Below are 12,501 nucleotides of genomic sequence, written 5' to 3'. Positions count from 1 at the left end.
GCGCGTGCCGGACGACCCCCCCCCGCCCCTCGTGGCGGGCCACGCACCACCCGCCGTGCGCGACGGGTCCGACCGTCAGCTCGAGAGATGCCGCGCCCGTGCCGTCAACGCCGCTGCTGTCCACGTCCCTACTGTCCACACGGACACCCTATGCCGTGGCCGGGCGGGCCCCGGTCGGCGTGCGGCGGGGCCGGGATCGGGCGTCAGCGGGCGCCGATCTCCTCGTCCTCGGCGTGGCGCCCGGACGGCCGGCGCACCGACCCCGCCGCGAACGGCTCGGGCCGCCCCGTCAGCCGGTCGGAGGAGTGGAGCTGCCACGGCACGCTCGTCACCATCACCCCGGGCTTGAACAGCAGCCGCGCCTTCAGCCGCAGCGCGCTCTGGTTGTGCAGCAGGTGCTCCCACCAGTGGCCGACCACGTACTCGGGGATGAACACCGTCACCACGTCGCGGGGCGAGCGGCGCCGCACCTGCTTGACGTAGTCGAGGACCGGCTGGGTGATCTCCCGGTACGGCGAGTCGAGCATCTTCAGCGGCACCGGGATGCCGCGGCGCTCCCACTCATCCTGGAGCTGGCGGGCCTCGGCGCCGTCCACGCCGACGGTGACGGCCTCCAGCGTGGACGGCCGGGTGGCCCGGGCGTAGGCGAGCGCCCGCATCGTCGGCTTGTGGATCTTGGAGATGAGGACGATGGCGTGGTTGCGGGCCGGCAGGACGGTGGCGTCGTAGTCGCCGGTGATCTCCAGCTCGGCGGCCACGTTGTCGTAGTGGCGCCGGATGCCCTTCATCATGAGGAACAGCACCGGCATCGCGATGCACACGATCCACGCCCCGACCAGGAACTTCGTCAGCAGCACGACGACCAGCACCAGCCCGGTCATGACGCCGCCGAAGAAGTTGATCGCCCGCGAGCGGTGCATCTGGTGGCGTGTCCGCGGGTCGGTCTCGGTCTTCAGGTGGCGCGTCCAGTGGATGACCATGCCGGTCTGGCTGAGCGTGAAGGACACGAAGACGCCGACGATGTAGAGGTTCAGCAGCCGGCTGACGTCCGCCTGGAACCCCCACAGCAGCAGGCACGCCGCCGTGGCCAGGATGACGATGCCGTTGGAGAAGGCCAGCCGGTCGCCGCGGGTGTGCAGCTGGCGGGGCAGGTAGCGGTCCTGGGCGAGGATCGAGCCGAGAACCGGGAAGCCGTTGAAGGCGGTGTTGGCCGCCAGGAAGAGGATGAGCGCGGTCACCGCCGAGATCAGCACGAACAGCAGCGAGCCGCCGCCGAACACCGCGTCGGCCACCTGCGCGATGATCGGCTGCTGGTGGTAGCCGGGCCCGACCGGCGTGCCGTCGGGCCGCAACAGGTCCTCGGCCACCACGGACGGCTCGGCGACCTTCACCCCGGAGGCCAGGCCGAGAGCGATGATGCCGCCGAACATGCTGATGGCGATCACGCCCATCATCAGCAGCGTGGTGGCGGCGTTGCCGCTCTTGGGCTTGCGGAAGGCGGGCACGCCGTTGCTGATCGCCTCGACGCCGGTCAGCGCCGCGCAGCCGGAGGAGAAGGCGCGCAGCACCAGGAAGGCCGCGGCGAACGCGGTCAGGTTGGTCTGCTCGGGCACGATGTCGAAGCCGGCGCTGGGCGCCCGCAGCTCGTCGCCGAAGATGAGCAGCCGCACGCCGCCCCACAGCACCATGCCGAGCACGGCCACCATGAACGCGTAGGTCGGGACGGCGAAGGCCGCGCCCGACTCGCGCAGCCCGCGCAGGTTCACCACGGTCAGGAGGACGACGATGCCGATCGCCACGGCGGGCTTGTGCGAGGCGACGAACGGGATGGTCGCCCCGACGTAGTCGACGCCGTTGGCGACCGACACGGCGACCGTCAGGACGTAGTCGACCATGAGGGCGCTGGCCACGGTCAGCCCGGCGTTGGGGCCCAGGTTGGTGGTGGCCACCTCGTAGTCGCCGCCGCCGCTGGGATAGGCGTGCACGTTCTGCCGGTAGGAGGCGACGACGGTGAGCATGACGACCACGACCGCCGCCGCCACCCACGGGCTGTAGGCGTAGAACGAGACCCCGGCCAGCGACAGGATGACGAGGATCTCCTGCGGCGCGTACGCGACCGAGGAGAGCGCATCGCTCGCGAACACCGGCAGGGCGATGCGTTTGGGCAGCAGTTGCTCATGGAGCTGCCCACTGCGCAGCGCCCGCCCCACGAGGAGGCGTTTGAGAAGATCCGTCATCTTCGCCACAGAACGAGAGCGTAGTCCTTGGTTCGCCGGTTGCGGTCGTGCACTCCCCTATCAGGCCATACTGGTGTCGAGCAACCGGCCGACCGCGAGATGCGGGGGAGTATGCATATAGTGATCATGGGGTGCGGGCGGGTCGGATCGACCCTGGCCCACATCCTCGAGGACAACGGCCACCAGGTCGCGATCATCGACCGCGACCCGCAGGCGTTCCGCCGCCTGCGCGCCGGGTTCCGCGGCCGGAGGGTGACCGGCATCGGCTTCGACCGCGGAGTGCTCATCGAGGCGGGCATCGAGTCCGCCTCCGCGTACGTCGCGGTGTCCAGCGGCGACAACTCCAACATCATCTCCGCGCGGGTGGCGCGTGAGACGTTCGGCGTCGACAACGTCGTCGCCCGCATCTACGACCCCCGCCGCGCCGAGGTCTACCAGCGGCTCGGCATCCCCACGGTGGCGACCGTGCGCTGGACGGCCGACCAGATCCTGCGCCGCGTCATGCCCGAGGGGGCCGAGCCGCTCTGGCGCGACCCGACCGGGGCCGTCGTGCTGGCCGAGGTGCCGGTCAACCCGGCCTGGATCGGCATCCGCGCCGTGGACCTGGAGCCGCGCGCCCGGTGCCGCGCCGCGTTCATCAACCGGATGGGCGAGTCGCTGGTCATCGCCGACGACACCGTGCTGCAGGAGGGCGACATCCTGCACGTCATCGCGGCCGAGAACGACATGGACCGGATCAACAAGGTGCTCGCCGCGGCACCGGGGAAGGACGACTGATGCGCGTCGCGATCGCCGGGGCGGGAGCGGTCGGCCGGTCCATCGCCGCGGAGCTCCTGGAGAACGGCCACGAGGTCCTGCTCGTCGACATCGACCCCAGAGCCATCAAGATCGACAGCGTGCCGCGGGCCGAGTGGCTGCTCGCCGACGCCTGCGAGATCGCCTCGCTCGACGAGGCGGGGCTCAACAACTGCCACGTCGTCGTCGCCTCCACCGGCGACGACAAGGTCAACCTGGTCGTGTCGCTGCTGGCCAAGACCGAGTACGGGGTGCCGCGCGTGGTGGCCCGGATCAACCACCCCAACAACGAGTGGCTGTTCAACGAGTCGTGGGGCGTGGACGTGGCCGTCTCCACCCCGCGCCTGCTCAGCGCCCTGGTGGAGGAGGCGGTCAGCGTCGGCGACCTGGTGCGGCTGATGACGTTCCGTCAGGGGCAGGCCAACCTCGTCGAGCTGACCCTCGCCGACGACGCGCCGGTGGTCGGCCAGCGGGCCGGTTCGGTGCCGTGGCCGGTCGACTCGGCGCTGGTGGCCATCCTGCGCGAGGGCCGGGTCCTGGTGCCCTCCGACGACGACCCGCTGGAGGCCGGCGACGAGCTGCTGTTCGTCGCCACCCAGGAGGTGGAGCAGGAGCTCGCCCACCTGCTCTCCCAGCACTGACCCGACGACGCCGCCCGCGCCCGCGGAGTGCGGGCCGGGTCAGGACGTACGGGCCGGGCACATGGCGGTCGGGTCAGGACGTACGGGCCGGGCACGCGGAGGGCCGCGTCATCACGTACGGGCCGGGCACATGGCGGGCCCGGCCCCGCGGTCTGCCGGGAACGCGCGGCCCGCTCAGGCGGGGGCGACGGGCTTGATCGGGGTGCGCCCCCGGCCGAGCATCCACACCATCGCGACCAGCGCCGCGATCTGCAGCGGCCAGCCCATCGCGATCTTGGCCAGGCCCAGTGCCGCCACCGCCTGGTCGCCGCCGCCGAACAGGTAGACGGGAAGCTGGACGGCCACCCGCACCACGCACGGCAGCATGAGCAGCCACGTCAGCCGGGTGCACAGCTTGACGATGCCGGGGTCCTTGTGCCAGCCGGTGGGGTCACCCGTCACGGAGCCGATGAGGAACCCCACCACGGGCCAGCGGGTCACGATCGAGACGAGCATGGCGACGGCGTAGGCGCCGTTCCACAGGATGCCGGGCAGGAAGTAGTCCTTGGCCTCACCCGTGCGGCTGGCGAAGAACGCGCCGATGGCGATGCCGATGAGGCTGTTGATCACGAACTGCGGGGTCGACCGCTGCACCAGCCGGGCGACGAGGAGCACCACCGCCAGCGCGATGCTGATGATGAGCGAGAGCCTCAGGTCCTCGGTGATGATCCAGGACAGTGTGAACGCCGCCGTGGGGATCGCCGCCTCGACGATGCCGCGCACCCCGCCGAACGCCTTGGCGAGCTGGGAGCGTACGGCCGCCTCCACCGTCTCGTGGGCGACCTCGTCCGCCTCGGTACTCACAGATCAACTCCCTGGGCGCAGCTCGTAGCGTGGATTGAACATCACCTTGCGCCCATCCTGCATGCTGACCAGGCCCTCGGCCTTGACGATGCGGCCGGGCTCGATCCCCGCGATCTTGCGGCGGCCGAGCCAGACCAGGTCGACGACGTCGGACCCGTCGTACAGCTCCGCCTCCAGCGCGGGGGCGCCGCCGCGCGGCCGCAGTGTCACCGTACGCAGCGTACCGGCTACGCAGAAGCGACGCCGTCCGCCACACGACGCGATCGGCGTCGCACCGGTCTGCTCGGCCTCCGCCTGCAGTTCCTGGGCCTCGATCTCGGTCTGGGGCGATGCCAGCCGACTGAGGAACCCGCGCAATCCCCCGCGTCGGGGGGGCCCTGCCGTAGTCATGATGAATCAGCCTATGCGATGAGAGCCGGACGGGAACCGTCAACGGATTTCGCTGATCTCCGGCCCCCGGCTGAACGGGTTGAACCCCGGCCGGTCGTCGGCCTCGGCCCCTGGCTCGCTGGGCCTGCGCAGCACGATCGGCTCCTCCCGGGCCATCGGCTCGTCACCGCGCACGACCACGACGTCCCGCAGGAAGTCGAGGAACGGCTCGGCGGCGGCGTCGTCGGCCGCCGCCGCGCCGTGCACGATGGCCAGCAGGCACCAGCGCGGGCCGTCCACCCCGATGTAGCGGGCCGGGCGGGTGACCCCCTCGCTGGTGATCTCGCCGGTCAGCTCGGCGCCGAAGGGGCCCTGCCGCTCACGCAGTGCGCTCACCTGCTGCATGACCTTGGTCTTGACCTCGTCCCAGAGGCCGAGCGTCTTGGGCGCGGCCAGCGCCTGGAGCTGCAGCGTGCTCTCCCCGTGGATGACGACGACGCCGATGTGCTGGTCTCCCACCGAGGCCAGCCGGACGTCGAAGTCGGGGTTGTGCGGCAGCCGCAGGCCGCCGAGGTCGATCCTGTCACTGTCGGGGTGGGGCTCTTCGGCGTCCCACGGACCGGACTCGCGCATGGGCGCGGCGGCCTCCTCGGGCACGATCCGCTCGGGCTGCTCACGACGACGACGTCGGAACACGTGTCTCACTCTCCCCTGCCTGGGCGTCCTGCCGGACGCTCAACGTCCTGTCGAACCGAACCCGCCGGCACCCCGCGTCGAGCCGGGCAGTCGTTCCACTTCACGGAACGCCGCCCGCTCGACCCGCTGGACCACGAGCTGCGCCACCCGGTCACCGCGCCGGATGCGGAACGGCTCCTTGGCGTCGGTGTTGATGACGGTCACCTTGATCTCTCCCCGGTATCCGGCGTCGACCGTGCCCGGCGCGTTGACGAGCGTGACGCCGTGCCTGGCGGCGAGGCCGGAGCGCGGGTGCACGAACGCGGCGTAGCCGTCGGGCAGCGCGATCGCCAGCCCGGTGCCGACGACCGCCCGCTCGCCGGGCAGCAGCTCCACGTCCTCGGCCGCGTGCAGGTCGGCGCCGGCGTCGCCCGGGTGGGCGTAGCCGGGCACGGGCAGGCCAGGGTCGAGCCGCTGGATGAGGATCTCCGTCGTGCCCGGCTGGTCGCCGGTCGCCGCGGGGTCGGTGCCGGTCAAGGATTCACCTCGAATTCGTGGTGCTCGGCGGCGATGGCCGCCGCGTCGCCGTGCCGCGCGAAGTGCTCCATGCCCACCTGGACGAAGAGCGCCGCCGCCCGGACGGCGACCGGGCCATCGGGGGCGCCGATGCGCCCCTCAGCCTCAAGGTACGCCTTGCGGCCGGCGATCCCGTTGCACCAGGCACGCAGGTGGAGTGTCGTGCCGACGGGAACGGGGAGGACGTAGTCGGTCTCCAGCCGGGCCGTCACGTACGGCCGCTGGAACAACCAGATGGACATGCCGATGACCTCGTCCATCGCGGCGGCCAGCACGCCGCCGTGGGCGAGCATCGGCGCTCCCTGGTGGGCCTCCCCCACGGTGAACTCCGCCTCGACGGTGGCCCCGTCGGGGGTGACGGCCGCGAGATGCAGGCCGGTGGGGTGGTCGGTGCCGCAGCCGAAGCAGCGGCTGTAGTGCGCGCCGAGCGCGGAGCCCGGGGGCGGCGGGTCGAGGTGTGCCGAGGGCTGGTCGGCGCCGGGCGGCGGGGTGGTCACGGGCGAACGGGTCACGGATGACGAGGTTACTCGCTGCCGGGGGCGCCTCGTCGGTCCCGGCCGTCCCGTCCGGCCGGCGGCGGGAGGGACGGGGAGGCGGCCCCGATCAGGAACGCTCGGACGGCTGCACGGGCTCTCCGCCGGTGGCGCTCGCGGACGGCTGGACGGGCTCGCCGCCGCTCGTGCTCGCGGACGGCTGGACGGGCCCGCCGCCGGTGGCGCTCGCGGACGGCTCGCTCGTCGTGGGCGCCTCGGCGGCCGGGGTCTGCGGCGGTGTCACGTCGCCGTCGCCGGACGGGTGCGGCGGGCCCGGTGGCGCCGGGCCCGCCGGGGAGGCCGACGGCTCGCCCGGTGGCAGCGCCATCGGCTGGTTGCGCAGCTCGGGCAGCGCCCGGTAGATCACGGCCGCGACCGGCACCGCCACGGCCGCCCCGGCGATGCCGCCGAGGATGCCGCCGACCGCCAGCACGATGATGATGGCCAGCGGGTGGAAGTTGAGTGCCCGGCCCACGATGAGCGGCTGGAGCACGTGGTTCTCCAGCTGCTGCTCCACGACGAGGATGCCGACGAAGATCAGCGCGTAGACGATGCCCTTGGCGCCCAGCGTGACGAGGGTGGCGATCGTGCCGGCGAAGAAGATGCCGACGATCGGGATGAAGCTGGCCAGGAAGATGAGCACGGCCAGCGGCGCCCACAGCGGCACCCCCATGCCCGCGAGGACGATGCCCATGATCAGCCCGTGGACGGCGGCGACGGCCACGGTGCCCTGCACGTAGTGCGACAGCGTGGTCCACGCGGCGCGGCCCGCCCGGTCGACGCGCGGCGACATCGAGCCGAACGCCCTGAGGAACCATGCCCAGATCCGGTCGCCGTCCTTGAGCAGGAAGAAGGTGACGAAGAGCATCAGCACGAGCGAGGCCAGCACCTCGACGGCGACCGCGCCGGCCGACAGGACGGTGCCGGTGATCTCCGTGCGCTGGGTGTTGACCATCGTCGCGACTTCGTCGACGTACTGGGTGATCTGCGCCTGCTGCAGGTGCAGCGGGCCGGTGATCAGCCAGTTCTGGACGTCGCGGGCGGTGACCTGCACCTGCTCGACGAGGTTGGGGAACTCCTCGGTGGCGCGGGCGCCGATCAGCCAGCCCGTGCCGACGAGCACGGCCAGCGCCACCAGCATGGTGATCCAGGTGGCGTAGATGGGCCGCATCCCGGCCTGACGCAGGCTGTTGGTCAGCGGGAAGAGCAGCGCGGTCAGCAGCAGGGCGATCGCCACGGGCAGCGCGACGAAGCTGAGGCGGCCGATGCCGAGCGCGAAGAAGTAGACCACCACGCCGACGAGGACGAGGCAGGCGCACCAGGCGGCCATCGTGGCCAGCACGGGCGGCACGAGCTTGGTGGGGCGGTCCTTCAGCACACTCCCAGACTGGCACGTCCGGTCCGGTAATGCGCGCGGTTAAATGATCGGGTCTGGCCCGGCGCCCGCTGCCAGGGGCGCCGGACCGCCCGGTCGCTACGGGGCCTCCTCCAGAGTGACCTCGACGGACAGCTCCGGCCCGTCGGCCAGGACGAACTCCTCCACGTTGCCCGCCCCGCACAGGTCGTCCTGGGCCAGCCGCACGAGCCCGGCCTCGGGGCCCGACACGGTGAGGCGGGACACCTCGGCGCGCATCGACAGCTTGGCCGCCGACTTGGCCTTGCGGACCTGGCGCAGCACCTCGGAGGCGACGGTCAGCACGGCCGGGTCGCCCGGGCCCCGCTCGGCGGCGGGCCAGGCAGCGCGGTGCACGCTGCCGTCGCGCCACCACGACCAGACCTCCTCGGTGACGAACGGCAGGAACGGCGCGAACAGCCGCAACTGCGCGTCGAGCGCGCGGCGCAACGCCACGTGGGCGGAGGCCGCCCGCGGCCCCGTCTCGTAGGCGCGGGCCTTGACCAGCTCCAGGTAGTCGTCGCAGAACGACCAGAAGAAGCGCTCGGCCGCCTCCAGCGCCCGGGTGTAGTCGTAGTTCTCGAACGCCCGCGTCGCCTCCTCGACCACGTCGCCCAGCGCGGCCAGCATCGACAGGTCCAGCGGCTCGGTGACGAGGCCGAGCTGATCGGCCTCGTCCTTCACCCCGTCCTTCACCTCGGCCTCGGGGAAGCCGAGCACGAACTTCGACGCGTTGAGGATCTTGATGGCGAGCCGCCGCCCGACCTTGATCTGCCCGGTGTCGAAGGCCGTGTCGGTGCCGGGCCGCCCGCTGGCCGCCCAGTAGCGGACGGCGTCGGAGCCGTACTCCTCCAGCAGCCCCAGCGGCGTCGTCACGTTGCCCTTGGACTTGGACATCTTCTTGCGGTCGGGGTCGAGGATCCACCCCGAGATGGCCACGTCCTTCCACGGCAGCGCGCCGAACTCCTGGTGCGCCCGCACCACGGTGGAGAACAGCCAGGTGCGGATGATCTCGTGGGCCTGCGGCCGCAGGTCCATCGGGAAGACCCGGGCGAACAGGTCGGGATCACGCTCCCAGCCGCCGGCGATCTCCGGGGACAGCGACGAGGTGGCCCAGGTGTCCATGACGTCGGGGTCGCCGACGAACCCGCCGGGCCTGCCCCGCCGGTCCTCGGTGTAGCCGTCGGGCGCCTGCGCGGAGGGGTCGATCGGCAGCTCGTCCTCGCGCGGCAGCAGCGGGCGGGTGTAGTCGGGCTCGCCCGCCTCGTCCAGCGGATACCACACCGGGAACGGCACGCCGAAGAAGCGCTGCCGGGAGATGAGCCAGTCGCCGGCCAGCCCCTGCACCCAGTTGTCGTAGCGGACCCGCATGTGCGGCGGGTGCCAGCGCAGCTCGGCGCCCCGGGCCAGGAGCTGCTCGCGCAGCCCGGCGTCGCGGCCGCCGTTGCGGATGTACCACTGGCGGGTGGTGACGATCTCGAGCGGCCGGTCGCCCTTCTCGTAGAACTTCACCGTCCGCTGCACCGGCCGCGGGTCGCCGTCGAGGTCGCCGGACTCGCGCAGCATCTCCACGATCCGCTCGCGGGCGCTGTGCACGGTCTTGCCGGCCAGCTCCTTGTACGGCTCGGCCTCGACGCCCTCCGGCGGCTCGGGCAGCAGCCTGCCGTCGCGGCCGATGACGGGCCGGGTCGGCAGGGCGAGCTCGCGCCACCAGGTGACGTCGGTGAGGTCGCCGAACGTGCAGATCATCGCGATGCCCGACCCCTTGTCGGGCTCGGCCAGGTGGTGGGCCAGCACGGGCACCTCGACGCCGAAGATCGGCGTCAGCACGGACGTGCCGAACAGCGGCCGGTAGCGCTCGTCGTCGGGGTGGGCGACGAGGGCCACGCAGGCCGGGATCAGCTCCGGCCGGGTGGTCTCGATCCAGACCGGCCCCTTCTCACCGTAGAAGGAGATCCGGTGGAAGGCGCCCGGCCACTCGCGGTCCTCCAGCTCGGCCTGGGCGACGGCAGTGCGGAAGGTGACGTCCCACAGGGTCGGCGCCTCGGCGAGGTAGGCCTCGCCGCGCGCCAGGTTGCGCAGGAACGCCCGCTGGGACGCGGCCCGCGCGTGGCCGTCGATGGTCGCGTACGTCATCGTCCAGTCGACCGACAGCCCCAGGCGGCGCCACAGCTGCTCGAACGCCTTCTCGTCGTCGAGGGTCAGCCGCTCGCACAGCTCGATGAAGTTGCCGCGCGAGATCGGCACCTGCCGCTTGGGGTCGGGTTTGGCGGGAGGTGTGAAGTCGCGGTCGTAGGGCACCGAGGGATCACAGCGGACACCGAAGTGGTTCTGCACGCGGCGCTCGGTCGGCAGGCCGTTGTCGTCCCAGCCCATGGGGTAGAACACTTCGCGCCCGCGCATCCGCTGGAAGCGGGCGACGGTGTCGGTGTGGGTGTAGGAGAAGACGTGGCCGACGTGGAGAGAGCCGGAGACGGTCGGAGGGGGCGTGTCGATCGAGTAGATCTGCTCCCGCGTCCTCGACCGGTCGAAGCGGTAGGTGCCCTGGTCCTCCCAGCGGGCTACCCATACCTGCTCCAAGCCGTCGAGAGTCGGTTTCTCCGGCATGGGCGCATGGCGTAGTCGCTGCTGAGTCATGCCACCTTATGGTACGGCTTCCAAGGTCGCGCAAGCGGTGGAGACTAGGGTTCGTTACATACGGGAAGGAGACGCCGCATGGCAGAGGAGAGGCCCGATGTCGCCTGGCGGGTGGTCGGCGGGCTGGTCGGCCTGGCGACCGCGTGGGCGGCGCGCAAGATCCTCGGGTTCGTCTGGGTGAAGACGACGGGCAAGGAGCCGCCGGTCGACCCGGACTCCCCCGAGGTCAGCATGGGTGAGGCGATCGGCTACGCGGTCGTGATGGGCGTGGGCATGTCCGTGGCGCAGATCGTGGTCAATCGGACGGCCAAGAAGCGCTACGACTCGTGGCGGGCGCTGAAGCAGGTGACTCCAGGGCGTTGAGGAACTCACTGGCCCAGCGGTCCACGTCGTAGGTGGCCACCCGGCGCCGCATCGTGCGCATGCGCCGGGCCAGCTCGTGCGGCGTGGCCCGCATGGCCGCCATCATCTGCCGCTTGACGTCCTCGACGTCGTAGGGGTTGACGAGGTAGGCCTGCCGCAGTTCGTCGGCCGCCCCGGCGAACTCACTGAGCACCAGCGCCCCGTTCAGGTCGTGGTGGCAGGAGACGTACTCCTTGGCGACCAGGTTCATCCCGTCGCGCAGCGGCGTGACGACCATGACGTCGGCCGCCAGGTAGAGGGCGGCGAGCTCCTCGCGGCCGTAGGACTGGTGGAAGTACTGGATCGGCTGCAGGCCGAGCGTGGAGTGCTCGCCGTTGATCCGGCCGACCTGCAGCTCGATGTCGTCGCGCAGCCGCCGGTACTCCTCCACCCGTTCGCGGCTGGGGGTGGCGATCTGCACGAACACCGCCTCGCCGGGCGCGAGCCGTCCGTCCTTCAGCAGCTCGCCGAACGCCTCCAGCCGCTGGCCGATGCCCTTGGTGTAGTCGAGCCGGTCCACGCCGAGCAGCACGTGCTCGGGGTCGCCCAGCTCGGCCCTGATCTCCTTGGCGCGCTGGATGATGTGCGGCTCGCGGACGAGCGTGTCCAGCTCGCCGAAGTCGACGGAGATGGGGAACGCGGCGGTGGTGACGACCCGGTCCTCGTGGAAGATCTCGTTCCCCTTGTACGGCAGGCCGAGCAGCCTGCGGCACAGCCGCCGGAAGTTGGACGCGCCGCCGGGCAGCTGGAAGCCGACCAGGTCGGCGCCGAGCAGGCCCTCGACCAGTTCCTTGCGCCACGGCAGCCGCCAGAACAGCTCCACCGGCGGGAACGGGATGTGCAGGAAGAACCCGATGCGCAGGTCGGGCCGGAGCTTGCGCAGCATGGCGGGGACGAGCTGGAGCTGGTAGTCCTGCACCCAGACCACCGCGCCCTCGTCGGCGGCCTCGGCCGCGGCGACGGCGAAGCGCTCGTTGACGGCGCGGTAGGCCTCCCACATCTCCCGCTCGAAGATCGCGGGCGCGACCACGTCGTGGTAGAGGGGCCAGAGCGTGGCGTTGGAGAAACCCTCGTAGTAGAGCTCGACCTCGCGGGCCGACAGCGGCACCGGGATGAGGCTCATGCCGTCCTGCTCCAGCGGCTCCAGCGTCTCGTCCGCCGCGCCGTGCCATCCGAGCCAGGCGCCGTGACGGCGCTGCATCACCGGTGCGATGGCGGTGACCAGACCGCCGGGGCTCCTGCGCCATGAGGCCGTTCCGTCGGACTCGATCGACCGGTCGACCGGCAACCTGTTGGCCACGATCAGAAACGAGCTACGGCCATCCACCCAAGTCCTCCTAGGCTCTGCTGTCCGTGAGCCGCGACGCGCGGCTTCACGGCGACCCTCGCCGGCTGGTACG

General features: G+C 71.6%; 13 protein-coding genes. 3 read left to right on the top strand and 10 right to left on the bottom strand.

Features of this window, described 5'->3' with window-relative positions; translation table 11 throughout:
* Both CXR44_RS42235 and CXR44_RS25450 read right to left on the bottom strand, forming a co-directional pair.
* A partial coding sequence (locus tag CXR44_RS42235) for a hypothetical protein (RefSeq protein WP_425437452.1) occupies window positions 1-79 on the bottom strand: 79 nt, incomplete at its 3' end.
* Between the two features lie 124 nt (window positions 80-203).
* Window positions 204-2,237, bottom strand: a complete 2,034-nt coding sequence (locus CXR44_RS25450) for an APC family permease (RefSeq protein ID WP_425437451.1) — start codon at window positions 2,235-2,237, stop codon at window positions 204-206.
* 111 nt (window positions 2,238-2,348) lie between these two features.
* On the opposite strand from CXR44_RS25450, the gene CXR44_RS25445 reads away from it, so the two are divergent.
* On the top strand, window positions 2,349-3,014 hold the full coding sequence (locus CXR44_RS25445; protein ID WP_101788624.1) for a potassium channel family protein: 666 nt from the start codon (window positions 2,349-2,351) through the stop codon (window positions 3,012-3,014).
* Complete coding sequence (locus CXR44_RS25440; protein WP_101788623.1) at window positions 3,014-3,673, top strand: potassium channel family protein; 660 nt, start codon at window positions 3,014-3,016, stop codon at window positions 3,671-3,673. The genes CXR44_RS25445 and CXR44_RS25440 overlap by 1 nt, the downstream gene beginning before the upstream one ends.
* 174 nt (window positions 3,674-3,847) lie before the next feature.
* On the opposite strand, the gene CXR44_RS25435 is transcribed toward CXR44_RS25440, so the two are convergent.
* The 7 genes from CXR44_RS25435 to valS all read right to left on the bottom strand — a co-directional run bounded on the left by CXR44_RS25435 (window position 3,848) and on the right by valS (window position 10,699).
* The gene (locus CXR44_RS25435) at window positions 3,848-4,516 is read right to left on the bottom strand and encodes a DUF3159 domain-containing protein (RefSeq protein ID WP_101788622.1); all 669 of its coding nucleotides are present in this window, start codon (window positions 4,514-4,516) and stop codon (window positions 3,848-3,850) included.
* Window positions 4,517-4,519: 3 nt separating this feature from the next.
* On the bottom strand, window positions 4,520-4,726 hold the full coding sequence (locus tag CXR44_RS42230; protein WP_245899398.1) for an OB-fold nucleic acid binding domain-containing protein: 207 nt from the start codon (window positions 4,724-4,726) through the stop codon (window positions 4,520-4,522).
* A gap of 219 nt (window positions 4,727-4,945) precedes the next feature.
* Window positions 4,946-5,581, bottom strand: a complete 636-nt coding sequence (locus CXR44_RS25425) for a DUF3710 domain-containing protein (protein WP_245899397.1) — start codon at window positions 5,579-5,581, stop codon at window positions 4,946-4,948.
* 39 nt (window positions 5,582-5,620) lie between these two features.
* Window positions 5,621-6,097 (bottom strand): dUTP diphosphatase, encoded by a 477-nt coding sequence (gene dut / locus CXR44_RS25420; protein WP_180903698.1) that lies wholly within the window; start codon window positions 6,095-6,097, stop codon window positions 5,621-5,623.
* Window positions 6,094-6,648: a PaaI family thioesterase gene (locus CXR44_RS25415; protein ID WP_101788620.1), complete on the bottom strand. Its 555-nt coding sequence runs from the start codon at window positions 6,646-6,648 to the stop codon at window positions 6,094-6,096. Before CXR44_RS25415 ends, dut begins: the two co-directional genes overlap by 4 nt.
* A 91-nt stretch (window positions 6,649-6,739) precedes the next feature.
* On the bottom strand, window positions 6,740-8,047 hold the full coding sequence (locus tag CXR44_RS25410; RefSeq protein WP_245899396.1) for an AI-2E family transporter: 1,308 nt from the start codon (window positions 8,045-8,047) through the stop codon (window positions 6,740-6,742).
* Window positions 8,048-8,143: 96 nt separating this feature from the next.
* Window positions 8,144-10,699, bottom strand: coding sequence for a valine--tRNA ligase (valS, locus tag CXR44_RS25405; RefSeq protein WP_245899395.1), 2,556 nt, complete (start codon window positions 10,697-10,699; stop codon window positions 8,144-8,146).
* Window positions 10,700-10,777: 78 nt separating this feature from the next.
* On the opposite strand from valS, the gene CXR44_RS25400 reads away from it, so the two are divergent.
* On the top strand, window positions 10,778-11,062 hold the full coding sequence (locus CXR44_RS25400) for a DUF4235 domain-containing protein (RefSeq protein WP_101788618.1): 285 nt from the start codon (window positions 10,778-10,780) through the stop codon (window positions 11,060-11,062).
* Here CXR44_RS25400 and CXR44_RS25395 read toward each other — a convergent pair.
* Window positions 10,995-12,428 carry an alpha,alpha-trehalose-phosphate synthase (UDP-forming) gene (locus CXR44_RS25395; RefSeq protein WP_101788617.1) on the bottom strand — a complete coding sequence of 478 codons (1,434 nt, stop codon included), beginning with the start codon at window positions 12,426-12,428 and terminating at the stop codon, window positions 10,995-10,997. The two genes, CXR44_RS25400 and CXR44_RS25395, sit on opposite strands and share 68 nt — an antisense overlap.
* Between the last annotated feature and the right edge of the window lie 73 nt (window positions 12,429-12,501).

It is taken from the genome of Nonomuraea indica (assembly GCF_002850745.1).
GTDB lineage: Bacteria > Actinomycetota > Actinomycetes > Streptosporangiales > Streptosporangiaceae > Nonomuraea > Nonomuraea indica.
This window is presented reverse-complemented; position numbering and strand designations above follow the sequence as displayed.